The organism is Aeromonas sp. 25-AL00135, assembly GCF_054052385.1.
In genome coordinates this window covers 104838-130458 of record NZ_JBSTYQ010000006.1, presented here as the reverse complement: position 1 = coordinate 130458, position 25621 = coordinate 104838, and the positions used below count along the sequence as shown (strand labels likewise).

Sequence of the window (25621 nt, the reverse complement as noted above, 5' to 3'; positions counted from 1 at the left end):
ATGGCCCGCTTACAACTGCTCCAGCTTGATCTGGTAGTGCTCCGCCGTTGCCAGAATGGCTTGCTGCTGCGCTGCGGCTTGGCCATCCCAGTTGGCATAGGGGAGGGCGAGGCGGGGATTGCCGCCCAGTTTGTCCCGATTGCGCCAGAGAAAGTGCCAGTAGAGGCTGTTGAAGGGGCAACTTCCGTCGCCGTGGCGTGCTTTGACCTGATAGTGGCACCCCTTGCAGTAGTGGCCCATTCGCTCGAGATAGGCGCCGCTGCTGGCGTAGGGCTTGCTGCCCATCAGGCCGCCATCGGCAAACTGGCTCATGCCGCGGGTGTTGGGCAGCTCGACCCACTCGATGGCATCCACATAGATACCGAGATACCACTGATCTACCTCGTCAGGATCAATCCCCGCCAGCAGGGCAAAGTTGCCGGTCACCATCAGCCGCTGGATATGGTGGGCGTAGCCGTGCTCAAGGGATTGCTTTATGGCATGGCGCACGCAGGCCATCCTGGTTTCGCCGCTCCAGAAAAAACCGGGCAGCGGCCGCTTGGCCCCCAGAAAATTGGTGCGCTGATAGTCGGGCATCTTGTCCCAGTAGAGGGCACGGACAAACTCGCGCCAGCCGAGGATCTGGCGAATAAACCCCTCCACCTGCGCCAGCGTGATGGTGGCCTGATTGGCCTGCCAGTGGGCTTCGGCTGCGCGGATCACTTCAAGCGGATGAAGCATCTTGCTGTTGAGGGAAAACGACAGGCGGCTGTGAAACAGACTCCAGCCCCGCTCGCTCAGGGCATCCTGATAGCGGCCAAAGTGAGGCAGGCAGTGGGTGAGAAAATGGGCCAGCAGCTCGCGACTCTGGCGCCTTGTGATGGGCCAGGGCAGCCTGCTTGCATCTGCCTCGCCGATGGTGCTGACCCCGTGGCGGGTCAGCATGGCATCAATCTCGATCACCTCGTTGGCAAAGGTGAGGGGCGCCGGGATGGGCTGGCTCGCCGGCAGCTTGGCGCGATTCTCGTCATCAAAGTTCCAGCGCCCGCCAAGGGGTTGGCCGCGCTCATCGAGCAGCACTCGGTATTGCTTACGCAAGGCGCGGTAGAAGAACTCCATCCGGCTGTGGGGATAGCGCTGCCAGCCATCGCGGGGGGTGAGAAAATGTTCGCTCTCCACCTCGGTGGCAGGGATGGCAAGGCCCGCCGCCCAGCTTTTCAACTGGCTGGCAAGGCGCCACTCGTCCGGGCTCTGCCAGGCAAAGCTGCTGGCCTGATGTGCTTCGAGCTGAGCCTCCAGCAAGCCGGGCAAGTCGGGCCAGCGGGCACTCTCATCAAGAGTCAGGTAACAGACGCGGTGGCCCGCTTGGGTGAGGGCTGCCGCGAAGGCGCGCATGGCGGCAAAGAAGGCCAGCACCTTCTGGCGATGGTGGTGGCAGTAGTCGGTCTCCTGACGCAGCTCCGCCATCAGATAGCAGATTGCCGGATCCGGGGTGCGAAACCAGCTGTGAGCGGTGTTCAGCTGATCACCGAGAACAAGGCGCAGCTCCATCAGGCTGGCTCCTCATTATGTTGATGGCTACGGAGACGAGCGTGGCGACAGCGCTCGCTGCAGTAGCGAACCTCCTCCCAACTGCGCGCCCACTTGCGCCGCCAGCTGAAAGGGCGCTGGCAGACGGGGCAGATCTTCTCGGGCAGATGGGGTTTGCGATGCATGATGGCTTCCGGCCTTGACTGATGGGGGATGTGGCGTGTGGGTAGGGAGAATAACGAAGCGGGAGCGCGGGCGGATCAACCTCGCTGCCAGTTTGCCGCTCAGATGCGCACTTTGTGAGCGGGCGCACAGCCCGTCGGTGCGCCCCTTGTTTGCCAATTAACCAGCCGTTAACGTGGCGAAGCTGCCCGCTGGCAGCACCCATCAATGGATCTTGTTGGCCACCGACTGTCTACAACCGATATGGAGGGGAGTGATGCCAATCATGACAGCTACGCCCCGGGCAGCTTGCCTGCTCGCCCACTGGTATACCCGGGATCCCATTCTCACCTTCGATTTTCCTCACCGCTGATTGGCGGCACCCGCCGTTTGAATTTGTCAGCCGGACGACCCTGATCGCGCCGGCCTCTTTGCCAATCCCGATTTCATACACACTGGCCCCGCGCCGGTGAGGAGTCTTTTATGCGTCGTATACCCGAGCCGTTTCGTATCAAGATGGTCGAGCCCATCAAACAGACCACTGGCGCCGAGCGCCGTGTCGCCCTCGAGACCGCTGGCTGGAACCCCTTCCTGCTGCTGGCTGAAGATGTCTATATCGATCTGCTGACCGACAGTGGCACAGGTGCCATGTCCGATCGCCAGTGGGCCGGCATCATGATGGGGGATGAGGCCTATGCGGGCAGCCGCAACTTCGTCGAGCTGGAGCGCACGGTGCGCGAGATTTTTGGCTACCAGCATGTGATGCCCACCCATCAGGGGCGCGGGGCCGAGCAGATCCTCTTCCCCGAGCTGGTCAAGCGCTGCAAGGGCAAGGCTCCTGTCTTTATCTCCAACTACCACTTCGACACCACCAAGGCCCATGTGGAGTTGGCTGGCGCGCGGGCCATCAACCTGCTCACCCCGAAGGCCCTCGACACCACGGCCCCCTACGCCTGGAAAGGGGATTTTGATCTCCCTCGCCTGAGTGACACCATCGAGACCCTGGGGGCCGACAACGTGGCCGGCATCATCATCACGGTGACCTGCAACAGCGCCGGTGGTCAGCCGGTCTCCATGGCCAATATGGAGGCGGTCTCGGCGCTGGCCCGTCGCTACCATATTCCGGTGGTGATCGATGCCGCCCGCTTTGCCGAAAACGCCTGGTTTATCAAGGAGCGGGATCCGGCCTATGCCAAGTGCAGCATCAAGGAGATAGTGCGCCAGATGTTCGCACTTGGGGACATCTTCACCATGTCGGCCAAGAAGGACGGGTTGGTCAATATCGGCGGGTTGTGTTGTTTTAAAGAGGATCTCGACCTGTTCCGTGCGGTGCAGGTGCGCTGCGTGGCGATGGAGGGGTTTGTCACCTATGGCGGCCTCGCCGGGCGGGATATGGCGGCGCTCGCCATCGGCCTGCGCGAGGGGATGGATGAGGAGTATCTCACCTATCGCATCAGTCAGGTGGCCTATCTGGGTGAGCGGCTGGCCGAGGCGGGCATCCCCATCCAGACCCCCACTGGCGGCCATGCGGTGTTTGTGGATGCCAAAAAGCTGCTGCCCCATATTCCGGCCGAGCAGTTCCCCGCCCATGCGCTCGCCTGCGAGCTCTATCTGGAAGGGGGCGTGCGCGGGGTGGAGATTGGCTCCCTGTTGCTGGGGCGCGATCCCGCCACTGGCAAGCAGGAGGCGGCGGACTTTGAGTTGCTGCGTCTCACCATTCCGCGCCGGGTCTATACCCGGGATCACATGGACTATGTGGCCGACTGCCTGATCGCGGTGAAAGCGCGGGCCAGCGACATTCGCGGGCTCACCTTTGACTACGAGCCGCCGCTGCTGCGCCACTTCACCGCGCGGCTGAAACCGGTCTGATCAGCAACCGGTTAGACGGGGTGATCAACCGCGCCAAACCGTGCAGATCACCGGTCGCTCCCGGTTAAACGGCCAAGTAAAAAAGCCCCCGCACCAAGGTGCGGGGGCTTTCGTTTATCGACGCAAAGCTGGGGTCAGACCGCCTGATACTCCAGCTCGACGGAGCCCAGTGCCTTGAGGGTGGACTGGGCGGAGTCACGCTGGCTGATCTGGCCGTTTTTGTTCTCCAGCAGCACGGCGCGGCGGATGGTGGCGAGATCTTCGCCATTAAGCACCGCATGGGCGCAGGCCATCTGCATCGGCGGCAGGCTGGGGTTGAAGGCGGCGTTCTCGGCGTAGCGGCCCGAGAAGATGCGACCATCGGCAAACTGCAGCGCCACCGCGGCATAGCCCTGGCTATAGGGGGCGTAGCTTTGACGGGCGGCGGCCAGCGCGGCTTGCCACAGCGGGTCTTCGCTTTGAAGCTCAAGCTCTGCGTGATCCTGCGGGCTCATCAGCGCATCTGTGATGTCGAGATCCGCCGGGCCAAACGAGTGGGGCAGGAAGGATTGCAGGGCGCTCAGGTCATCGGGCAGAGAGACTTTCAGGATCTTGGCGGTGCTCAGCTCGTTCATGAACTGACGGCAGTGGCCGCAAGGGGTGTAGTTGACGGTGATTTCGCTGATCCCGGTCTCGCCACCCAGCCAGGCGTTGGAGATGGCGGACTGCTCGGCGTGCACCGAGTGGAACAGACCCTGGCCCGCGAACTCCATATTGGCGCCGAAGTACCAGGTGCCGCTCAGGCCACAGGCGATGGCACCGACATAAAACTTGGAGATGGGGGCTACCGAGCAGGCGGCAGCCAGCGGCAACAGGGCGAGGCGCAGGGCGCGATCATCGAGACCTGTGGCGGCTTTCAGGGTGGCGACTTGCTCCGGCGTGAAGCGGGCGTTGAAGTCGGCACTATCCAGCATGGGCTGCACGGCTGCTTTGAGCGGGGCAGAGAGGGTATCGAATGGCTTGGCAAAACGGGGATGCATAGTGTGTCCTCAAAGGCCAATTGGGCGGCCATTGTAGGGAGCAAGCTCGGGTAAATGTGTGAGCAGGCTCACGCCCTGACGGGCAAACGGATGGGGATGGTAATGGAAACGTTTGTCTTGTGCAAATTGTGCGGCAGGTCGCACCCCGACAGCGCTGCAGAGCTGTCGGGGTGGCTAATCATCGGTCAGGTGAGCCAGTGATAGATGGCAAAGAGGAGGGGAGCGACGGCAGCGGTGAGAATGCCGCACACCACCATGGCGAGCGATGCAAAGGCCCCCTGGGTGATCCCCTTCTCGGCGGAGGTGGCGGTGCCGATGGCGTGGGCACAGGCCCCCATCGCGAGCCCTTGAGCTTCCGGGTCGGTCACTTTCAGCAGTTTGAGCAGCGGGTAGCCGATCAGGGCACCGACAATCCCCACCACCACCACCACGGCGGCCGCGATGGCGGGAATGCCGCCGATGGACTGGCTGACGCTCATGGCGAGCGGGGTGGTGATCGATTTGGTCGCCAATGAGGCGAGCAGCGCCGGATCTGTGCCCATAAAATGACCGATCAGCAGGGTTGTGCACACCGAGATCAAGACGGAGGCGAGGGTACAGATTAGGATGGGCTTGAGCTTGGCCTGGATCTGGCGCGCCTGTTGATAGAGCGGCAGCGCCAGCGCCACCACGGCGGGCTCCAGCAGCATGGTAATGGGGCTGCTGCCGCGTTCGTACTGCTCAAGGGGCAGGTTGAACCAGAGTAGCAGGCCGATGATCACCCCGGTCGGCACCAGCACTGGGTTGATGATGGGCCAGGGCAGACGGCGATAGAGGGTGCGGGTGGCGAAATAGAGCGCCAGGGTCAGGGGAATGGCTAGCCAGAAGATCATTTGTTCATCCTCTGGTAGAGCCGACCGACGGTGGCGAGGATCAGCACGATCCCGAGCACGATGCAGAGCATGATGACGCCGAAGGATTGGCGCAGGGGCTCAAGCCAGGCCACCAGTCCGACTGCAACCGGCACGAACAGCACGCCCATGTGGCGCAGCAGCAAGCCTGCCCCCAGCTCGACCCAATGCAGCTTGATCAGTTGCAGGGAGAGCAGCACAAACAGCAACAGCATGCCGATGATGCTGCCGGGAAAGGCGAAAGGCAGGATGGCTGCCACGGATTTGCCTGCCAGCAGGCAGGCGACGATGACCATAAAGTCACGAAAGTACAGCAAGGCGCGTTGCGCGATCACGTGAACCTCATCGACTGGGAAGAAAAATCGCAGTTTACCAGAGAGGCCGGGTCGCGGCATTAAAACAATAACAACTGAAATCAGTTCGTTTGAAGCTGATTTGTATGCAGATTATCTGTTGAACATTGTCTGATAGAACCCTTTTCGAACTACAAGGAGTAGTGATGACATCCCTCTTGTCCCGAGTTCGCCAGCTGGCGAATGATAATGCGTTGCCACCCCATCTGCTTCAAACCCGTCAGTGGGAAGGGCCCCTGTGTCGGGTGCGACTCGACAACACTGGCGCTGATGCCACTCCGGTTGACCGCTGGGTGCTGTTTGACGGCAAGCTTGGCCTGCCGGTGGAGAGCGCCATCTATGGCGAAGGATTCCAAATGCTGGCCCAGACCATGGGGTGCTGGCAATCACCGCAACATGTCGGCCGTTGCCCCGATGCCAGCGTCTATCGCATCACCGATGACAATGGCTACCACACCATCCACAACCTGTTGCTGGTGGAGCATGGCAAGGGGTGGCTGCTGCTCGCCTTTGCCAGCTGCCACCGTTTTGGCGGGGAGTTTCGCCTCTATCCCGATGGTTGCTTGCAGATCCTGATGAACTGCGAAGGGCGAAAACTTGCGGCTGGTGAGCATTGGCAGAGCGAGGCGCTGATCTGCCTCGAAGGGGCGGAGCGCGAGGATCTGCTGGCTGAGCTGGCACGGCTGATCGAGGCCGAACATGGCTCTCTGATCGGCAAGGTGAGTGAGCGCCCGAGCGGCTGGTGCTCCTGGTATCACTACTACGCCGAGGTGAGCGCTGCCGATATTCGCGAGAACCTGCAGGTGCGTGCCGAGCGCTTCCCGGCCCTGCGCTATGTGCAGATCGACGACGGCTATCAGGCCAAAATGGGCGACTGGCTTACCCCGTCGGCCAAGTTCGAGCAAGGTGTAGCCTCACTGGCTGCCGAGATCAAACAGGCTGGCTGCGAGCCAGCCCTCTGGGTCGCGCCCTTTATTGCAGAGCCCGGTTCACAGGTGTTTCAGGAGCATCCCGACTGGTTTGTGAAGGGGGATGACGGCCTGCCGCTCCCCTCCGAGCGGGTCACCTATGGCGGTTGGCGTTGTACTCCCTGGTATGTGCTGGACGGCACCCACCCCGAGGTGCAGGCGCACCTCGAGCGGGTGTTCCGTACTTTGCGTGAGCAGTGGGGCATCCACTACTTCAAGCTCGATGCCAACTTCTGGGGCGCCATCCATGGTGGCCGTTTCCATGATCCGGCCGCCACCCGGGTTGAAGCCTATCGGCGCGGCATGGCCGCCATCCTGCGTGGTGCTGGTGAAGGCGCTTTCCTGCTCGGTTGCAACGCCCCCATCTGGCCAAGCCTTGGGCTGGTGCACGGCATGCGGGTGAGCGATGACGTGGAGCGCAATGGCCACCGCTACCGCCAAATTGCCCGTGAAGCCTTCTGCCGCGCCTGGCAAAATGACAAGCTCTGGGCCCTCGACCCCGACTGCATTTGCCTGCGGGATCTACCGAGCCAGCAGGCAAGCCAGGCGGATTACAGTTTCCATCTGGCAGCGCTGGTGGCAAGTGGCGGCATGATGCTGGCCGGTGATCGGCTGCAGGATCTCGATGAGGAGCAGGCGGCGCACCTGCGCAAGCTGCTGGCGCTTTGTGCGGCCCGGGCACCCTCTGCCCGCTTCGAGTCGATGGATTTTGCCTGCGGCGAAGTGAGCCTGCCTGAGGGGGGCACCCTGCTCTGCTTGTTCAACTGGGAGGGGCAACCACAGGAGTTTCTGCTGCCGGAAGGGGGAAGCGATTTTTGGCAGGGGCAGGCAGTCGGCACAACCGTGACCCTGCAAGGGGGCGAGGGGCGGGTGATCCACTACACCTGATCACAGCGTCACCATAAACAATTCAGGCTCCATCACGGAGCCTGAATTGTTTCAATCAGCGGTTATCAGCCACGTTTTTCAGTAACGCCACTCAAAACCGACGGCGTATTTGGCGGAACCATAGCCCGGGATATCACTGCCGGAGGCGATCGCCTTGAGGGTCAGCAACGGGGTGATGGGCACCCCCAGACCAAAACCGATGGCCAGTTGATCATTGGGGTTCCCCATCAGATCGACTCGCATCACCCGATAGAGGGACATGTCCTCGCTCAGGTGCATATAGGCTTGCGAAGCGCGGTTATAGACCTGACCAAACACCTCCAGCTGGAAACCTGACTGGGCGCTGATGGCCAGCGGTACCCCGACAAACTTGTAGAGATGGGAGCCGTTGAAGTAGCTGTTGGTGATCAGGGGAGTGAAATCAGTCTGCTGATAAAGGGTGTTGAAGTTCTGTTCTACGATGCGATAGGTCTGTTCGGGCAGGCGAGCAAGATAATCCGGCACATCGAACCGGTATGCGGCGTTGGCTGCCAGCGGCAGCAGGGCCAGTAATCCGAGCAGTGCGTGGTGACGAGGCATCAGCAAATGGCTTCCGTTCGGCCAAAAAGATCTCTTGCTTGGGAGACATCCGCTCAGGATGTTGCAAGATATTGGTTTTTGGGGAAATCCCCTTCGTCATTATGACCTGAAGAAGGGGACGGGCGGGAAGGATTTATTGTGAAACTACTCACAACTCATAAATCTTCCAGATAGTGGTAGAGACTCTTTAGAATCGCAAAGTTCCGTTCGTTACTCTGGTTCTGCTCGGCCAGCGCCTCGAGACGGGGCACATAGTCCGGCAGACGGCGGCTGAAGTAGTCGCTGCAGTGCAGGCGCCAGCGTTTCTGCTCTGTTTCGCTCAAGGTGTGTGGCCAGTTGCGGGCGCGGTAGCGGAACAGCATCTCCGGCAGCCGGGCATCGGTAAAGGCGAACTCCCGCTCACCCAGCAGGTCCGCAGGGGTGGCACGCACCAGATCCATGGTGGACTTGTCGCCGTGACCGAAGAAACCGGCGTAGAGCTGGGTATCGGGATCGCCGTCATTGCTGCCCGCAAACTCCTGATTGAACACTTCCACCAGTTTTTCCCGCACCTCGGGATGGGCGCGCAGCAGATCCAGGCTCTTGCGGCACTGCTCCCGATCGATGCCGAGCTCGTCGGCGCGCTCCGCGGTCAGGGTGGCGGCCGGCGCCAGTACCGGGCACTTGTTGATGTGCACCAGCTTCACCGGAATGCCCGCCAGATCCCCCAGCTCCTCTTTCTTGGTATAGAGGCGCTCGCGGATCTCCTCGCTGGTGAGCTCGATAAGCGGGGTGGGGTCGCGGGTCAGGTCGACCATGATCACCGCGTTCTGGTTGGTGGGGTGCCAGGCGAGCGGTGAGACCCAGCTTGCACATCCCTGCCAGGGGGAGAACATGCCTGAGACGTGTACCAGCGGTTTCATGGTCACCACGTCAATCAGCGCCTTCACCTTGTTTTTGTTACGCAGATCAAAGAGATAACCAAACAGCTTGGGTTGGGCTTTTTTCACCAGCTTGGCCATCTCGATGGTGGCCAGCACGTCCGAGAGTGCATCGTGAGCATTGGCGTGGGCGACGCCGTTGGCGACCGTCAGCTTTTCAAGTCTGAAACTCGGTTTCCCCTCATCGTCAAAGGCCCACTCGATCCCCTCCGGCCGCAGGGCATAGCAGGCCCGCAGCATGTCGAGGATATCCCAGCGGGAGTTGCCGTTCTGCCAGCTGTAGGCATAGGGGTCATAGAAGTTGCGATAGAGGGTGTAACGGGTCACTTCATCATCGAAGCGGATGCTGTTGTAACCCAGCACACAGGTATTCGGCGTGGCGAACTGCTCGTGGATCTGGCGAATGAAATCCGCCTCGCACAGCCCGTCCTTCATCGCCTTTTGCGGCGTGATACCGGTAATCAGGCACGCCTCCGGATCCGGCAGGTAGTCTGCCGGAGGCTTGCAGTAGATGACCAGCGGCTCGCCAATGATGTTGAAATCCGCATCGGTACGAATACCGGCAAACTGCGACGGCCTGTCCTTGGCGGGGCTGATGCCGAAGGTCTCGTAGTCGTGGAAATAGAATGTTGGCTCGTTGCCCGCGTGTGCTTTTTTGCTCATGTTGCTCGAGATGAGGTATCCGATGACGGTAGCGCCTGGCGCTAGGGTGGGCGGTGCCAGGCACCACAATTGCCTGCATGGTAAACCATAGCGCAGGCAGAACGAAGGGCGAGCCGTGCAGGTGGCGGTTTATTGGGCGGTTGCTCCCGATATCTTAGGCATTTCTGTCTTGCTCAGCGGGACTATACGACCAATTTATCTCGTAGGATGCGATGATTTTTTATGACATCAAAATGTTAGCCTGGTCCCATATCCGCTGGTTATAAGGGGTATAACCAGCGTGTGACGGCGGGAGCCTTTAGACTGCAGGCCTCAAAACAGCAATTTTGCAGGTGGTGCAGTTATGGTGATTACTCAGGGTCCACAGTTCAACGGCAAGGCATCCAAACGGATGCATGTGATGGCCAAACCTATCGGGGCCGTGTGTAACATCGACTGTACCTACTGCTACTACCTCAGCAAGCAGGATCTGCTGGAATACAAGAAGGGATGCTCGCCCCAGATGGACGAGCAGACCCTTGAGACCTATATCCGCCAATATATCGAGGGGCAGAATACCCCCGAGATCATCTTCTCCTGGCAGGGGGGCGAGCCGACGTTGCTCGGGCTCGACTATTTTCGCAAGGTGGTCGAGTTGCAGCGCAAATACCAGCCGCAAGGGGTGGTGATCGCCAACGATCTGCAGACCAACGGCATCCTGCTCAACGATGAGTGGTGTGAATTTCTGGCCGCCAACAACTTTCTCATCGGTCTGAGCATCGATGGCCCCGAGTTGCTGCACAACGCCTATCGGGTCAACCGAGCCGGGCGCGGTACCTTCAATCAGGTGATGACGGCGGTGGCGCTGTTGCACAAATACAAGGTGAAGTTTGCCACCCTGACGTGCGTCAACAACCTCACCAGCAAGAATGCGCTGGAGGTTTATCGCTTCCTGCGTGATGAGGTGAAGTCGCCCCAGATGCAGTTTATCCCCATCGTCGAGCAGAAGAGTTTTCGCACCACCGCGCCCCAGACCTGGCAACCGCAGGAGCAACTCAAGCAGGGGGACAAGCGCCTCAATCCCTGGCATAAAAATTCGGTAGTCGAGCCCTGGTGCGTCTCGGCTGAGGGGTGGGGGGATTTTCTCATCACCATTTTCGATGAGTGGGTGCAGCAGGATCTGGGGCGGGTCTTCGTGCAATATTTCGAGGCGAGTGTCGAGACCTGGATGGGACGCAAGAACCCCCTCTGTACCTTGGGGGAGATCTGCGGCAAGGGGCTGGCGATGGAGCCCAACGGCGATGTGTTTGCCTGTGACCACTATGTCTATCCCAAGTACAAGATCGGCAATATCCACCATCAGCCGCTCAGTGAGCTGGCGTATTCGCCCGCCCAGCAAGCGTTCGGCTTTGCCAAATCGCGCAGCCTGCCCCGCCAATGCCAGCAGTGTGACTACCAGTTTGCCTGCTATGGGGAGTGCCCGAAGAACCGCTTTATTCGTACCCACGAAGGGGAGGCAGGTCTGAATTACCTCTGTGCCGGTTGGTACAAGTTTTTCAGCCATATCGATCAGTCGATGGCCTATATCCTGCGCCGTGCCGGTTATCCGGTGGCCCATGGCAAGTACCGTGATGCGGTGATGAATAACGGCGTCATGACACATGGTCAGAGGAAATAAGCGATGCAGAGCATGTTGAGTCGCCACGAGTTTCGTCGCACCCGCTCCGGCACCATGGGCTCCTTGTGGCTGGCCCTTGGCATGGCCTTGTCTGGCGCAGCGCTGGCGGTAGCCAGCCCTGAGCCGCTGGTCACCACATCAGCGAATGAGGCATCCACTGCATCCGTGGCGGCCAGTGCCCCCTCAGCCGCCCAGATCCAGCAGTGGGCCTACAATGCGCAGGATATCTCCCTGCCAGTGGTGGAGCGGGCCGATGCCCTGCGCCAGCTGGCGGCTTATCCGAACCAGAACAGTCTGGTGGCGGTGGCCAGAACTCTGCGCGACGAGAGTGCGCTGGTGCGAGAAGCTACGGTCGTGGCTGCCGACCCTTATCAGTTTGCGCACCGCTGGCGACTGCTCTCACCGCTGCTGGCTGACAGCAGTGCCGAGGTTCGCCGCGCAGCTACCCTCAATCTGGCTCGCGATTATGGCGCCATGAATGAGGGGCAACTGAGCGCCATTGGCCAGCCGCTGGCGGAGTTGAGCGAGTATCTCGCCCGGCAGCAGGACCCTGCGCAGCAGCTGTTGCAGGCAGATCTCTATCGCTGGACCCGGCAGTGGGACAAGGCGCAGGCAAGCTACGAACAACTGCTGGCCAATCAGCCCGATAATCCCCTGATCTGGCTCGGCCTCTCTGACAACTTGCGAGCCCAGCAACGGGATGCCGAGGCGCTGGCCCTGCTTAACAAGGGGATCCTTGTGCTGCCACAGAATGCCAACCTCCATTACGCCAAGGCGCTGACTCAGGTGCGCCTCGATCAGAAGAGCGAAGCGGCAGTCACCATGGCACAGGCGGCGGAGCTCGCTGGCAATAACAGCTACTTCTGGTATCTCAACGGGGTGCTGCAAGAGCCGCTGGATCTCGAGAAAGCCATCGGCTCGTTCGAGCTTGCCTACCGGATCTCCGGCGCGCCGGAGCAGCTCTATGCGGTGTGCGATATCTACCTTCGCCACGATCACCCCAAGAGCGACGCCTGCATGAGTGAACTTGGCAAGATAGCGCCCCCCGAGGTGCTGGCCGAGCTCAATAGCAAGCGCGCGAGCAAGACGAGCACGCCGCCGGTTTCCGCTGGCCAGTGATGGCTGCCACTTCTCTTACTGCACAGGTCAGGTTATGACGATCATACCGTTCAAATTCGCAATTCCGTTGCTGGCGACCACCCTGCTGGTGGCCGGCTGCACCCTCTCGGTCAAACAGGGCAACCAGCCGCTCCATACGCTGCGACAGAAGATTGAAGCGGACATGGTGCTGGTGGAAGGGGGCCGTTTTGAGATGGGCTCCAACGACCCTGCCGCCAAAGCGAGCGAAGGGCCGCAGCATGCGGTCTCGCTCAACAGCTTCTACATGGCAAAATTCGAGGTGACCCAGGCCCTGTTCGAGGCGGTGATGGGCCCCTCCATCAGCTATTTCCAGGCGCCGGATGTACCGGTCAACAACCTCAGCTGGCAACAGGCCAATCTGTTTGTGACAAGGCTCAATGAGTTGACCGGCGCTCACTACCGCCTGCCCACCGAAGCTGAGTGGGAGTATGCAGCCAGGGGTGGCAAGCTGAGTAAAGGTTATCGTTACAGCGGCTCCGATCAGATTGACGAAGTGGCCTGGTACAGCGGCAACGCCAAGAATCGCGCCTATCCGGTGGGGCTGAAAAAGCCCAACGAGCTGGGGCTATACGACATGACCGGCAATGTGGGGGAGTTTGTGGCTGATGCCTATGAAGAGACCTTCTATCGCCACAGTCCTCAAGAGAACCCGAACAATGCCCAGGAGAGCAAGAGCCACCTCGCTCATAAGTCGGTGCGAGGCGGCAGCTACGCCTATGAGGCTGAATTGTCTGAAAATTTCCGGCGTGATTTCGCCAGCCAGTCGGTGATGATGGCTGACATGGGATTGCGACTGGTGCGAGATGCCCGCTAGGGCTGATCGATGGAGGTGGTCAGCCCCAGCTCGCTGACCACCTCGAACAGCTGCTGGCGTAGCCAGCGGTGGCCCGCCTCGGTGGTCCGGCTGGGATGCCAGATGGCCGACAGGCTGAATACTGATTCCTCGAAGGGGAAGGGGAGTACCCGCACATCATACATGCCGGCAAAGGTATTTATGATGGAGGTGGGCAAAACCCCGATGATCTCGCTGCATGCAATGATGGGCAGCATCTCCATGGCGGTCGGCACCCGTACCACGATATTGCGGTTGGCCATTTGCGGCAGGTGCTCGGCGGTGATCATGCTGCCTCTGACCTGCCACTGGGCCAACGCCACATGCTCCTCGGTAAAATAGGCCTCCACCGTCAAGTCGCTGCCCAGTCGCGGGTGGTTGCTGGCACACACCACCTTCACCTGTTCGCCATAGAGCACCTCGCTCTTGAGCATGCTGCGCCCGCTCTGGGTCATGTCGATGATGAGATCATAACGCTGCATCCGCAGGTCACTCTCCATATCCTCGGTAAAGAGGGGATGCACCTCGAGCGAAATACCTGGGGCGTGTGCCCGGATCTTGCACAGCAGCGCCGGGACCAGTTGGGCGCTGACCAGTCTGACACAGGCGATGGAGAAGACTCGCTGGGAAGTGCGTGGATTGAAAGTGCGCGAGGTCGAGAGGGTCGAGCTGAAGTTTTTCAGCGCGGCCGCCATCGCCGGATAGATGTCGATGGCAAACGAGGTGGGCTCCATCCCCACGACCTTGCGATTAAACAGAGGATCACCGTAGATCTCCCGCAGTCGCTTGAGGGCCTTGCTGACGGCGGGTTGGCTGATCTCCATGCGTGTCGCCGCCCGGGAGAGGCTGCGCTCTTCATAGATGGCGACAAAGATCGGGATCAGGTTCAGCTCGGTACTTCTGATGTCTAGCAAGAGAGGCCTCGTTACATGTTCGTGGAAAAATCACACTGCCTTGGTACTGCCGGGTAGCCGGAGGGGAGAACCTGCCACGCCAGTCAGGTGGCGTGGCAGCCAGCGGGTATCCCACCTTGGCAGTGTAATGAAGTGGGCAAAGTGGGACAACCAGTGCAGGGGGGGTTGCTGCGTGGCGCACTTTATTTATCTGTTGGCGTTGCAGGATGATTGATCCGCTGAGGTCGGTTTGCCAGTCAGGGGGGTCAGTTCCGGCAGAGCCGCTTGCCAGCCGATAATGTGGCCCAACCGTGAACGGATGTTGCCAAGACTGGCGTCCCGTTGCCTTTGCAGGCGCACCAGCAGGCGCCAGCCCATCCTGAGCGCATCAGCCCGATCAAGGGGAGCTTGCTGGAATACAACCTGTTGTTGCTGCCAAGCCGGATCGGAACTGACACGGCTAAGTTCCAGCCAACCCCTCTTGGCCCGCAGATAGCGATAGGCAAGTACCCGCACCGCTCCCCACTGCCTGCTCCAGATGGCGGCTCCATATTGCCAGCCGAGTGGGCGAGGGTGGTGACGGTAGTAACGGGTCATAGCCAGGAGCGCCAGCACCAGCAGGGCTACACCACCGGCTACTCCAAGCAACCGATGCCAGTAGGCCGCCAGCCAGGAGGCGGGAGTGTGGCGTACTTGCAGGGTCTGCCCAGGGAGGGTCAGGGTTTGGAGCTGGCCAGTCTGGCTGTTCCACCAGGCAAGCTCCAGCGCGGGCAGGGTCAACTCACCACCGCGCTGCACGATGTAGGTAGTCTGATCTTCCCGTGTCGAGAGGTACTCCCCCCGCTCCTGGGTATCGTTCAGTCGGGTTTGCGCCGGATAGGCCTGTACCCGCCCATCACTTGCAAGCGGAGTGATCAGCGGCGGGATCAGTACCGAGAGGGTATCCTGCCCGCTGGCGGTTACGGTGCGGGTGATAGCATCCCCCACCCGCAGCTCGCCATCAGCATGGTCATCCGCAGAGCGCTGCCAACGCTGGCTCAGGGTGAGATTGCTGGCGCTCAGCCAACGCCCGCCGACCGTCAGGGCTGGGTCGGGCAGAGCGGCGGCAAAACGCTGAGGGTGGGTGGTGAGGGTGATCTGCCGGGAGCCCCCTTCAGGGCGCGCCACGGTGGCCCGCACCGCGATGGCGGGGATCTCGAACTGGCCGGATTGCAGGGGATAGAGCGTCAGCTCCCAGCGCTGGTGCGACCAGGTCTCGCCATCGCGGCGCTGGGTGAAGTTGGTCGCCAGCTCGCTGCGCTGCTTGATCATGACCCCCGGCAGCTCGAACTGGCCGATGCGGGTACCCGCGGTAAACCAGCGGTTGGTCGCCAGCTCCAGATAGAGGGTGATCTGTTGGTTGACGGCATAGGGGCGCTTCTCCTCCCCCTGATCTTTGAACCAGCTCTTGAGGGTCACCTGAGTGGCGTCAGTCGCATCAGCGGCCTCGGCAGCCTGTGCTTCGACCGTGAGCAGCAAGGCCCCGAGCAGGGTAGCGGTCGCCACATATCCGCACAGCCAGTGGCGGAGTTTATTGTGCCGGTTGCACATGGGTAGGCTCCTTGTGGGTGGCAGAACGAGGACGGACGGTTGCGCCCGTTTGTTGCGCTTGTAGCTGGAGGCGGAATTTGGCTTGCAGGAAGTCACCGGGATCAGACTCCACCCGGCGCAGCCACTTTTCGGCCTGTGCCGGATTGGCCAGGATCTGATCTGCGGTCAGGGTTTCGCGCGCCATCAGGGATGAAGCCACGGTCTCTTCTGCCCCGTCGGCACTGCGTGGCTCATCATCGGGCAGTTCGCTGGAGTGATCAGGTCCATCCGGCGTGCCGGTCTGGCTCTGACTGGCGCGGTTGATCTCGTCAACAATCCCGCTCATCACCTGATAGTTATGGGCGGCTGATTGGCGCACGCTCGGGTCGCTGGCCTCGTCAGCCAGTTTGCGGAACAGCCGGCGGGCGGCCAGATACTCACGTTGTCTGGCGAGGGCATTGCCGGCATAGAGCAGAGCCTGTTCTGAGTCGGCTTGCAGGAATGCTGACTGGGCCAGCGCAAACTCGGCACCATAGTAGTAGGCCACCCCCTTGTAGAAGGGATCTTCATAGTGTTTAGCCGCCTCCAGATAGTCCCCCTGCTGGAAGTACCACTGCCCCTGCTGATCCGGGGTGAGCCAGAGGTTGAACCACTGCTGTTTCAGCTCCTTTGCCCAGTGATTGATCGCAGGCTCTGTCGGCTCTGCGGGTGCCAGCGAAAAGGTGGTGGCCTGCGCAGGCGTCGTCTGTAACAGGGAGATACCGATGGCTGCCACCAGACCCCACTGCACCAGCCAGCCTTTGCGAAACCAGAGCAGCAGCAGGGCGACGACCGGAAAGAGCAGGTAGTAACCCATGTCCTGCCAGGGCATCAGGGAGTCGTTGTGGATCAAAAAGTTGCGTTCAATCCCCCGGTTGATGCGTTCTACATCGCCATTATCCACCGTCATGGTGAGCAGGGTGCCATCGCTGTCACTGGCCAGTCGCCGTAGTGAGGCAAGCTCCAGCGGGCGTTTGCCACTCAGGGCCGGGTCGCCAGCGGCCAGGATCAGCAACTGACGGGATTGACCACGGAAATAGTCAGCCAAGGGGGCAATGGCGGCGGGGCTGATGCCATCACTCACCAGCAAAACTGTGCTGCCGGTCTCATCGGCCAGAAGCTCGGTGAGCAGCGGGATCACCTGTTCGGTGCGCTTGCCCGCTTTAGGCATGATCTCGGGACGGATGGCGGCGAGGATAGGGTCATAGACGGCACTGTCACGGGTCAGCGGCATGGCGGTGTGGGCCGAGCCGGCAAAGACCACCAGCCCGTTGCGCCCGCCATCGCGGGTCGCCAGCAGATCGCTGATTTTCTGCTTGGCCCGCGTCAACCGGTTGGGGGCGATATCCGTTTCCAGCATGGAGTCGCTGTTATCGAGCAGGATCAGCAGGGCGCCCTGATCTTCGCCAAAGGGGGAGGGTTCACGGCTCCAGGTCGGCCCTGCACAGATCAGGATGGCGAGCCCCATCAGCAGCCCCAGCATCTTGAGGGGCAGGTTCTTTTTCCAGCCGGTGTCCCCCAGCGTCAGCGCCTCGCGCAGATGGGGCGGCAGCCGCTGTTGCCAGCTGTTCGCTTCATCCATGTGCCAGCGCAGCAGCAGGATGGCGATAAGGGGGAGCAAGGCCAGCAGCCACCAGGGGCGCAGAAAGTGGGCATTCAGCCAGAGCTGTTGCCAGTAGAGGGGATCCATCATGGCGTGTCTCCTGAGAGAGCAGTGCGCAGGCGGTAGCGCCTGAGGGTCAACAGGGAAAAGAGGGTGAGATAGAGGCCAACGCTGACGGCGATGAGGTAATGGTGCAGGCTTTCGCGGGTCTGAAAGCGGGTGCTTTCGTAGCGTTGTGGCTCCAGCTCACCGATCACCTGATAGGCGCGCGTCAGCTGCGCCTCATCAAGAGCCTGAAACAACTGGCCGCCGGTCAGGGTCGCCAACTGTTGCAGGGTATCGAGATCGAGTGCCTGTTCGCCGACGGTGGCCGGGTCCCCCATGGCGATAGTATGCAGTCGCACACCGTTGACAGCGGCTACCCGGGCCGCATCCCGCGGGGTGACAAAACTGCCGGTGTCGTTGCCATCGGTAAGGATGATGACGACTTTCTCCCGCTTGGCGCTGTTCTTGTCTTGTTGCCCGTGGCGATCACTGTTGTTGAACACTTTGATTGCCAGACCGATGGCATCCCCCAGATGGGTGCTCTGGCCTGCCATGGCGACATCGGTCTCCTGCAGCAGGGTTTGCCAGGTGTCGAGATCGGCGGTAAACGGCGCCTGGAGAAAGGCGGCATCGCCAAACAGGATGAGCCCGAGTCGATCTCCTTTACGCGTTGCAGCAAATTGTTTAAGCACCTCTTTGGCGGCGTCGAGCCGACTGAGGGACTTGCCGGGGTCGGGGGAGAAGTCGGTCTCGGCCATGGAGCCGGAGAGATCCAGCACTATCATCACATCCCGCCCGAACCGCTCGCGTACCTGAGGCGGGCCATAGATGGTGGGCTTGGCCAGCGCCAGTACCGCCAGTAGCCAAACGGTGATCAGGGCGATCCGTTGCCACCAGCTGGCAGTCAGCTGGGTTGCCCCCTCACGCGGCGGCTCATCCAGCAGGTCGATCAGCAGATCGAAGAAGGGTACCTTGATGGCACTCTGCCGGGTGCGATAGGCCGGAATAAGGCGAAACACCAGCAACGACAGGGGCAGCAGCCAGAAACAGTGGGGGTGGGCAAACTCGAGACCGGCATCAAGCATGATGGGCCTCCGTCGCCAACGAGGCTGTTTGTATTGGAGTCTGGTGGTGGGCAAGCCAGTCGTTGCAGAGGGAAACGAGGCAGAGCTGATCACTGACGGTTAACACCACTTGATCACAGACCAGCGATACCAGCCAGCGCTCCCCCAGTTCGGTAGCGAAACGGGGCTGCCTATCAGCCATGGCATTATCGAGAGTCTGCAGCAACGCCATGCCAAACAGCTTGCCGTGCCGGGGATCTAGGTGGGTCAACACCTGCTTGATCAGGTGAAACAGTGCCAGACTGGCCCCGGCATCAGACCAGTTGATCGTGCGCAGGGCCGCCTGCGCTTCACGGCGGTAACGCTGTTGCCACCAGCGCTGTGCTCGGTGATAGAGCCAGAGCAGCGCCAGCGCCCCCAGGCTCAGCGCCAGCAGCAGCCAGCCTGCGGTTTGCGGTTGCCAGCTGATGGTGGGTGGTACGGTCACGTCCTGCAATTCGCGCAGCATATAGGTGCCGGGCAGCTTGTGGTTCATCAGTGGTCTCCTCCCAATGCGGTAATGAGGCGGGCGAGGTGGTGGCCACCAGTGTCGAGGGTGATAAGCGGCAATCCCTTGAGGGCCATCAGTCGCAGCAGTTGCTCTTTTTTCAGCTGCTGCTGGCGGGCTAGCCCCTGATCCAGCACAGGTATCTGGTGGGGAGCAATATTGAGCTGGTACTGGCCATCGCCGACTACCCAGCGGGCGTCTGCGGCTGTGGTCGACAGGGTCGACTCGAGGGGATCGGCGATGTGCAGTGCCAGCACATCGTTGTGCTGCTGCAAGTAACCGATGCGGGCTAGGTCGGCCTCGGTTACTCCAGCCCAGTCGCTGAGAAAGATCAGGGTGGTATTTTTCAACTTGAGGCGGCCCAGCATCGCCAGCAGGGGGGCCAGACCGGTCGCCTCGCTGTCGCGGCTGATGGCCGAGAGAGCATGATTGGCGGCACAGAGCTGGCGCAGTCCTGCCAACCAGTGGCCACGGGAGCGCTGGCCGCGCAGCCACGCCACACCATCGCAGTACAAAATGGCGAGCCCGACCCGATCGCTCTCTTTGAGTACTTGCCAGCCGAGCAGGGCAGCGACTTCGGCGGCCACCACCGACTTCATCACCTCCACCGAGGAGAAGAACATGCCGCTGCGCTGATCAACGCAGAGGATCACGTGACGATCTTTCTCTTCGCTATAACTGCGCACATGGGGGCGGCCGGTGCGCAGGGTCACTTTCCAGTCCAGGGTGCGAATATCATCCCCTTGCTGATAGTGGCGCAGTTCTTCAAAGTTGAGCCCACGGCCGCGAAAGCGTGACGGGTGGCGGCCGCACAGCAGGTTGCCGCTGTTTAGCCTGGGTAGCAGTGAAAACTGGCCGACCAGCCCCTGTAGCCGGACCAGTGTCAGGTAGTCGCAGTGGATGCGGGGGTCACCACTGGGCGGTTGCCCGCCCTGTGTCAGCCTGTCATGGGATAAGGAGCGAGGTATCATGGTATCGCTTACCCGATGACGATGTGATCGAGCAGAGTCATCACCACCTGCTGGGGATCCACCCCATCTGCCAGCGCGTCATAGCTGAGGGTAAAGCGGTGGCCAAGCACGCTGGGCACCATGGCGCGCACATCGTCAGGCAGCACATGGTTGCGCCCTTGCAGCCAGGCATAGGCGCGGGCGCACTTGTCCAGAGCAATGGATGCGCGGGGGCTGGCGCCGACCGCAATCCACTGTGGCAGCCCGGTAGCCGGGTAGCGATCGGGGTGTCGGGTCGCCATGACCAGCGCAATGATGTAGTGCTCCACCAGCGGTGAGACCGTCATGGCCGAGAGCTCTGATCTGGCCTGCAAGATGAGCTCAGGGGAGAGGGGGGCGAACCCCTCGTTCTGCTCACGGGTACCGCGCTCTTCGGCCCGCACCAGCCGAATGATGGCAAGCTCTGCCTCATCATCGGGGTAGGCGACCGAGACCTTGAGGGCAAAACGGTCCATCTGGGCTTCTGGCAGCGGGTAGGTCCCCTCCTGCTCGATGGGGTTCTGGGTGGCCAGCACCATAAAGAGCTCGGGCAGGCGATGGCTCTTGTCACCGACGGTGACGGTGCCTTCGGCCATCGCCTCCAGCAGCGCCGCTTGAACCTTGGCGGGGGCGCGGTTCACTTCATCGGCCAATACGATGCTGTTGAAGATGGGGCCTGGCTGGAAACGCAACTGGTGGGCTCCGTCACGCTCCTGATACATCTCGGTGCCGGTCACATCGGAGGGGAGCAGGTCGGGGGTGAACTGAATGCGGCCGAAGCTGGTATTGAGGGCTTCTGCCAGCGCCTTGACCGAGCGGGTCTTGGCGGTACCGGGCAGACCTTCAAGGAGCACGTGGCTATTGGTCAGCAGGCCGATGACCAGGGCGCGGATCACATGGGACTGGCCGACCACACTGTGACCAACCTGTTCGATGAGTTGCGAGATCTGTTGTTGCAAGGGGTTCATAGGGTTTTCCACAGGGTACATTTAACGAGACAGAGATCGGGCTAGGAGGGGGCCAACGGGTTTTCAATTTCCAGCCGGCACGGGGCGAGCCGGCTGGAAATTGAAAACGCCCACCAGAGAGTGATGGGCGTTGGAGTCACCGCCTTACTTGATGGTGGCCACTTTTTGCTTGAGTGCGTCCAGCTCTGCCAGTTTGCCCTTGAGCATCAGGCTCTGGGAGCTAATGCTGGCCGGGTTCATCTGGAAGCTTTGTTGCATCGGGTAGTTGGGCAGAGTGTCGAAGAACTCTTTCAGGATCCCCTGTACCGGTACGAACAGCCACATGTTGTCTGCCATCCAGCGCATATACATGCCTGACTCGTGTGGTGCTTTTTCGAACGGATCGGCGCGCAGGTTGATGATTTGCGGCCAGTTCGGGGTAGCTCGGACGGCATCAGAGATGTTGCCCTCCATGGTGGCAAAGTTCAGCTTGAAGTCATTCCAGCGCACGGCGTTGAGCTCGCCGTTTGAGGAGAAGTAGAGCATGGAGTTGCGCGGGGAGGTGTCGGCTTTTCCGGCGAGGTACGGCATGAAGTTGTAACCGTCCAGTTTCACCCGCCATTGTTTGCCGTTGGCCTTGTAGCCCTTGGCCAGCTTCTCTTTCACATCCGGTACACCGGCAGCGGCCAACAGGGTCGGCATCCAGTCCTGATGGGCCATCATGGCGTTGACCTTGGTGCCTGGCTTGATCACGCCCGGCCAGCGAACCAGTTGCGGAACCCGCATCCCGCCTTCCCATGTGGTGCCTTTTTCGCCATAGAAGGGGGTGGTGCCGCCATCCGGCCAGCTGACGGTCTCGGCGCCGTTGTCAGTGGTGTAGATCACGATGGTGTTGTCGGCGACCCCCAGCTCGTCCAGTTTGTCGAGCAGGATCCCCACCTGATCATCGTGCTCCAGCATGCCATCGGCATAAATGCTGACGCCGGATTTACCCTGATACTTCTCTTGCAGACGGGTCCAGACGTGCATGCGGGTGGCGTTGTGCCAGATGAAGAAGGGCTTCTTGGCCTTGACTGCTTTTTCCATGAACGCCAGCGATGACTCGAGGAACTCTTCGTCAGCATGCTCCATGCGCTTGCGGGTCATGGGGCCGGTATCTTCAATCTTGCCGTCGGCAGAAGATTTGATGACGCCGCGTGGGCCGAACTTCTTCTTGAACTCCGGATCTTTCGGGTAGTAGTAGGTTTCCGGTTCTTCTTCTGCGTTCAGGTGATAGAGGTTGCCGAAGAACTCGTCGAAGCCGTGCTTGGTCGGCAGGTGCTGGTTCTGATCGCCCAAATGGTTCTTGCCGAACTGAGCCGTCATGTAACCCTGTTCTTTGAGCAGATCACCGATGGTGGGTGCCCAATCCGGAATGCCGTGGGTGGATCCGGGCATGCCGATGGTCAGCAGACCGGTACGGAATGGCTCTTCACCGGTAATGAAGGCGGCGCGGCCGGCGGTGCAGGATTGCTGACCGTAGTGATCGGTAAAGAGGGCCCCTTCATTGGCGATCCTGTCCAGGTTCGGGGTCTGGTAGCCCATCATCCCCTGGTTGTAGGCACTGATGTTCCAGTAGCCGATGTCATCGCCCATGATGGCAAGAATATTGGGCTTGGCGGCTACTGTGGCACTACCAGCGGTGGCCATTAAGGCAAGGCTCATGGCTATTTTGTTTATTTGAATGGCCATTATTGGCTCCACTCCTAATCTGATGTGAATTGGTACACAAAATGGGCGATGAAAGCAGCGTGCGTTTAACGCGGTGGAAATATCATCCCGTGCAGGCTGTTGGAGGGGATGGAATACCCGGATGGGCATATTCCCCTTTATCGCTGTCGTTATGATCTGCAAAGAGTGATATGACCTAATAGCCCGAGTTAACCGCAGCTTGGAAATCAGCTTTCAACAGTTTTACTCTATAAATCCCGTTTATCCTTGTCGCCTTATAGCGAATATAACCGCTGGTTATCCGTTATTTTTTCTCCAACCCTTCGGTCGCAGGCTATCGGGTGGGCTGCGAGCGAGCATGGGAAGCTGTATCCAGAAGGAGGAGGTGTCTACCGCTATCGATGGCGACAAGGCGAATAAATGGGTGATGGAGTTCACAGTTCGGCTAATCAATTTAGGGGATGAGAGCAGTTATGAGCGTTGTGGTGTGCCTTTATTAAAATATCTTACTGGCAAGTCGAGCACTCTTTAATTCTGATTAAGTCATGATTAAGTAAAGTTGGGGTGTTGATTGTTTCTCTTAGATATGAGTTTTTAAAACTGCTCACAATCTCATCGCGAGATTTAAAAAGTCTGCTCGCATATTTTTGAACGGATACATATGACTTGAATGGGAGTGGCCAAATAAATCCAGCTGTAATTTTTGTCTATTCAAGGTGCCAGGGTCATAAATGCCTATAAAAACAAGGTAAAAGGCTCGGCTATTGACTAAGTTGATAGAAGGCGAAGCATAAAACAGCGCCAGTTTGATACAACAACATCGCATGGGACCCGGATCATGGACAGAGCGCAGGGCGTAGCCCCTTTTTCGTTGCAAGTGGATCTAAGGCAGGTGGTGTATGCCCTGTCAGCCTCGCTGGATCTGGTGGGAATTGGCGATGTGGCCCACGGTAAACGGGTCGGGATTATGGCTGCCGAGTGCAGCCGGGAGCTGGGGATGAGTGAGGCCGAACGCTGTCTGCTGTTCGAGCTCGGAGTGCTGCATGATATCGGTGTCTCCTCGACCATCACCCATCATCATCTGGTCAGCGAGTTCGATTGGGAGTCCTCCCAGCGCCACTGCGAGGTGGGATATCAGCTGCTCAAGGATTTCCGTTTGCTGGCCCCACTGGCCCTGCCTATCCGTTATCACCACACCCACTGGCACCAGCTGCGTGAGATGGCTGATGTGGACCCCAATGTAGCCCGTCAGGCCAACCTTATCTTTCTGGTGGATCGCTGCGATGCGTTGGCGGCGCCCTACTATGGCGATGGTTCATTGTTGATGCATACCAACGAGATCCGCGCACGCCTGCAGGATTTCCGTGACGAGTTCTTTGCCCCCGAGCTGGTGGATGCCTTCCTCAAGGCGTCTCGCTCTGAGGCATTCTGGCTGCAGTTGGAAGCGCGCTCCATCAATGATTACATGCTGGAGATGCTGCAGGTGCGGGAGCCTTGCCTGACTTTCAACGGGGAGCTAAAAGCGCTGGCGCAGATCTTCTCTGGCATTGTCGACGCCAAAAGCCCATTCACGATGACGCATTCGCTCGGTGTGAGCAGGTTGTCTCGGGCATTGGCCGAGCAGATGGGAGTCAGTGCCATACATTGTGACATGCTGGAGATCGCCGGTTTGCTGCATGATCTGGGCAAGCTCAGGGTGCCGGACGAGATCCTTGACAAGCCTGCCAGCCTGACGAAAGAGGAGCGGGCCATCATCAATACTCACAGCTTCGAGACTTACCAGATCCTGCGCCATATCGAAGGGTTTGAAGAGATTGCCTGCTGGGCGGCTTATCACCATGAGGAGCCTGATGGGGAGGGCTATCCGTTCCACCTGCCGGCATCCGCCATGGCGCTCGAAGCGCGGATCCTGCGGGTCGCTGATATTTTTCAGGCAATGGTGCAGGACAGACCTTATCGCCGCGGTCTGCCGGCTCGTGACGCATTGACCTTTATGCAGCAACTGGTGGATCAGGGGCGGGTCGATCCCGCTGTAGTGGCGGTGCTGGCCGATCACCTGCCGCAGATGATGATGGCAGCCATTCCGGATCGCGAGCCGGATCATGCCATCAATTGAGGGAGGGGCTGGCCGCTGACTCATACTGCCGCGAGCCAGCTATGCTTGGAACAAGCCGAGCATGGTGCCGGTACCGGCGCACAAGACGCCAGCTTGATGGACTACCGTAGGGGAGCAGATATGGAATCGCTAAAAGCCAAGGATTATATGCAGAGCAGACCCGTCACCTTCACTGCCGACATGATGGTGCAAGCTGCGGTCGAGAAATTTCTGAACAGTCATCAGCTCGGTGGCCCGGTGGTGGATGGGCAGGGCCATCTGATTGGCTGGATCTCCGAGCAGGATTGCATCGCAGTGCTGCTTAAGGAGGCCTATCACTGCGAACAGGTGGCGCAGGTCAAGGATGTGATGCGCAAGGAGGTGTTGTCGGTGGGACCCGATACCAGCATTTTGAGCCTGGCGGAGATGATGATGGGGCAAAAGCCGAAGATCTATCCGGTAGTGGAGGAGGGGCGTCTGCTCGGTGTCATCAATCGTCACAACGTCATGCAGGCCATTCACGCCCAGCTCACCACCTGTTTTGTCCATCACACCCACGGTTAACCCTGCTTTTCTCTCTCCCAAGGCAAGCTTCGGCTTGCCTTGGCTATTTCATATACTGCGATTTATTCATGTTATGCCATCTTACAATGGTTGTTTTGTCATGTTTG

At 60.0% G+C, this 25621-nt stretch carries 22 protein-coding genes; 7 read left to right on the top strand and 15 right to left on the bottom strand.

The genetic code is table 11. From position 1 onward, the window contains the following. Positions 1-9: 9 nt before the first annotated feature. Both ACW5XC_RS07270 and ACW5XC_RS07265 read right to left on the bottom strand, forming a co-directional pair. On the bottom strand, positions 10-1530 hold the full coding sequence (locus ACW5XC_RS07270) for a cryptochrome/photolyase family protein (protein ID WP_042053799.1): 1521 nt from the start codon (positions 1528-1530) through the stop codon (positions 10-12). Further along, complete coding sequence (locus tag ACW5XC_RS07265; RefSeq protein ID WP_074042620.1) at positions 1530-1694, bottom strand: DUF2256 domain-containing protein; 165 nt, start codon at positions 1692-1694, stop codon at positions 1530-1532. Before ACW5XC_RS07265 ends, ACW5XC_RS07270 begins: the two co-directional genes overlap by 1 nt. Before the next feature lie 460 nt (positions 1695-2154). Here ACW5XC_RS07265 and ACW5XC_RS07260 point away from each other — a divergent pair, with 460 nt between their 5' ends. Continuing rightward, positions 2155-3540 carry a tryptophanase gene (locus ACW5XC_RS07260; protein ID WP_042053797.1) on the top strand — a complete coding sequence of 462 codons (1386 nt, stop codon included), beginning with the start codon at positions 2155-2157 and terminating at the stop codon, positions 3538-3540. 134 nt (positions 3541-3674) lie between these two features. On the opposite strand, the gene cdd is transcribed toward ACW5XC_RS07260, so the two are convergent. The 3 genes from cdd to ACW5XC_RS07245 form a co-directional block, all read right to left on the bottom strand. Beyond that, positions 3675-4559, bottom strand: a complete 885-nt coding sequence (cdd, locus tag ACW5XC_RS07255; RefSeq protein WP_005333283.1) for a cytidine deaminase — start codon at positions 4557-4559, stop codon at positions 3675-3677. A gap of 185 nt (positions 4560-4744) precedes the next feature. Further along, complete coding sequence (locus ACW5XC_RS07250; protein WP_042053795.1) at positions 4745-5431, bottom strand: LrgB family protein; 687 nt, start codon at positions 5429-5431, stop codon at positions 4745-4747. Further along, entirely contained in the window at positions 5428-5784 is a 357-nt protein-coding gene (locus ACW5XC_RS07245) for a CidA/LrgA family protein (RefSeq protein ID WP_005333279.1), read from the bottom strand. Before ACW5XC_RS07245 ends, ACW5XC_RS07250 begins: the two co-directional genes overlap by 4 nt. 164 nt (positions 5785-5948) lie before the next feature. Between ACW5XC_RS07245 and ACW5XC_RS07240 the strand changes: the two genes are divergently transcribed. Continuing rightward, positions 5949-7658 carry a glycoside hydrolase family 36 protein gene (locus tag ACW5XC_RS07240; RefSeq protein ID WP_042053793.1) on the top strand — a complete coding sequence of 570 codons (1710 nt, stop codon included), beginning with the start codon at positions 5949-5951 and terminating at the stop codon, positions 7656-7658. A gap of 78 nt (positions 7659-7736) precedes the next feature. Here ACW5XC_RS07240 and ACW5XC_RS07235 read toward each other — a convergent pair whose 3' ends face one another. Continuing rightward, a complete protein-coding gene (locus ACW5XC_RS07235) occupies positions 7737-8237 on the bottom strand; it encodes a hypothetical protein (protein ID WP_005360277.1) in 501 nt (166 codons plus the stop codon). 155 nt (positions 8238-8392) lie between these two features. Then, positions 8393-9820 carry an exodeoxyribonuclease I gene (gene sbcB, locus ACW5XC_RS07230; RefSeq protein WP_042053792.1) on the bottom strand — a complete coding sequence of 476 codons (1428 nt, stop codon included), beginning with the start codon at positions 9818-9820 and terminating at the stop codon, positions 8393-8395. A gap of 343 nt (positions 9821-10163) precedes the next feature. Here sbcB and ACW5XC_RS07225 point away from each other — a divergent pair, with 343 nt between their 5' ends. The 3 genes from ACW5XC_RS07225 to ACW5XC_RS07215 are packed head-to-tail and all read left to right on the top strand — an operon-like array spanning position 10164 to position 13431. Then, complete coding sequence (locus tag ACW5XC_RS07225) at positions 10164-11477, top strand: anaerobic sulfatase maturase (protein WP_042053791.1); 1314 nt, start codon at positions 10164-10166, stop codon at positions 11475-11477. A 3-nt stretch (positions 11478-11480) separates the two neighbouring features. After that, on the top strand, positions 11481-12596 hold the full coding sequence (locus ACW5XC_RS07220; protein WP_042053790.1) for a tetratricopeptide repeat protein: 1116 nt from the start codon (positions 11481-11483) through the stop codon (positions 12594-12596). A 34-nt stretch (positions 12597-12630) separates the two neighbouring features. Next, positions 12631-13431: a formylglycine-generating enzyme family protein gene (locus ACW5XC_RS07215; RefSeq protein WP_042053789.1), complete on the top strand. Its 801-nt coding sequence runs from the start codon at positions 12631-12633 to the stop codon at positions 13429-13431. Here the strand turns inward: ACW5XC_RS07215 and ACW5XC_RS07210 are convergent. The 8 genes from ACW5XC_RS07210 to ACW5XC_RS07175 all read right to left on the bottom strand — a co-directional run bounded on the left by ACW5XC_RS07210 (position 13428) and on the right by ACW5XC_RS07175 (position 22849). Next, positions 13428-14363: a LysR family transcriptional regulator gene (locus tag ACW5XC_RS07210; RefSeq protein WP_042053787.1), complete on the bottom strand. Its 936-nt coding sequence runs from the start codon at positions 14361-14363 to the stop codon at positions 13428-13430. The two genes, ACW5XC_RS07215 and ACW5XC_RS07210, sit on opposite strands and share 4 nt — an antisense overlap. A gap of 186 nt (positions 14364-14549) precedes the next feature. Further along, positions 14550-15932, bottom strand: a complete 1383-nt coding sequence (locus ACW5XC_RS07205; RefSeq protein ID WP_042053786.1) for a BatD family protein — start codon at positions 15930-15932, stop codon at positions 14550-14552. Then, positions 15913-17643: a VWA domain-containing protein gene (locus tag ACW5XC_RS07200; protein WP_042053784.1), complete on the bottom strand. Its 1731-nt coding sequence runs from the start codon at positions 17641-17643 to the stop codon at positions 15913-15915. Before ACW5XC_RS07200 ends, ACW5XC_RS07205 begins: the two co-directional genes overlap by 20 nt. Beyond that, entirely contained in the window at positions 17640-18683 is a 1044-nt protein-coding gene (locus ACW5XC_RS07195; RefSeq protein WP_042053782.1) for a vWA domain-containing protein, read from the bottom strand. The genes ACW5XC_RS07200 and ACW5XC_RS07195 overlap by 4 nt, the downstream gene beginning before the upstream one ends. Further along, positions 18676-19197, bottom strand: a complete 522-nt coding sequence (locus ACW5XC_RS07190) for a DUF4381 family protein (RefSeq protein WP_042053780.1) — start codon at positions 19195-19197, stop codon at positions 18676-18678. The genes ACW5XC_RS07195 and ACW5XC_RS07190 overlap by 8 nt, the downstream gene beginning before the upstream one ends. After that, entirely contained in the window at positions 19197-20180 is a 984-nt protein-coding gene (locus tag ACW5XC_RS07185; protein ID WP_042053778.1) for a DUF58 domain-containing protein, read from the bottom strand. The genes ACW5XC_RS07190 and ACW5XC_RS07185 overlap by 1 nt, the downstream gene beginning before the upstream one ends. Positions 20181-20188: 8 nt before the next feature. Continuing rightward, positions 20189-21166 (bottom strand): AAA family ATPase, encoded by a 978-nt coding sequence (locus ACW5XC_RS07180; RefSeq protein WP_042053776.1) that lies wholly within the window; start codon positions 21164-21166, stop codon positions 20189-20191. Positions 21167-21310: 144 nt separating this feature from the next. Further along, positions 21311-22849 (bottom strand): arylsulfatase, encoded by a 1539-nt coding sequence (locus ACW5XC_RS07175; RefSeq protein WP_236727565.1) that lies wholly within the window; start codon positions 22847-22849, stop codon positions 21311-21313. Between the two features lie 844 nt (positions 22850-23693). Between ACW5XC_RS07175 and ACW5XC_RS07170 the strand changes: the two genes are divergently transcribed. Together ACW5XC_RS07170 and ACW5XC_RS07165 are read left to right on the top strand one after the other, a co-directional pair. After that, positions 23694-24971 (top strand): HD-GYP domain-containing protein, encoded by a 1278-nt coding sequence (locus ACW5XC_RS07170; protein WP_042053770.1) that lies wholly within the window; start codon positions 23694-23696, stop codon positions 24969-24971. A 120-nt stretch (positions 24972-25091) separates the two neighbouring features. Further along, a complete protein-coding gene (locus ACW5XC_RS07165; protein WP_042053768.1) occupies positions 25092-25514 on the top strand; it encodes a CBS domain-containing protein in 423 nt (140 codons plus the stop codon). Positions 25515-25621 lie beyond the last annotated feature (107 nt).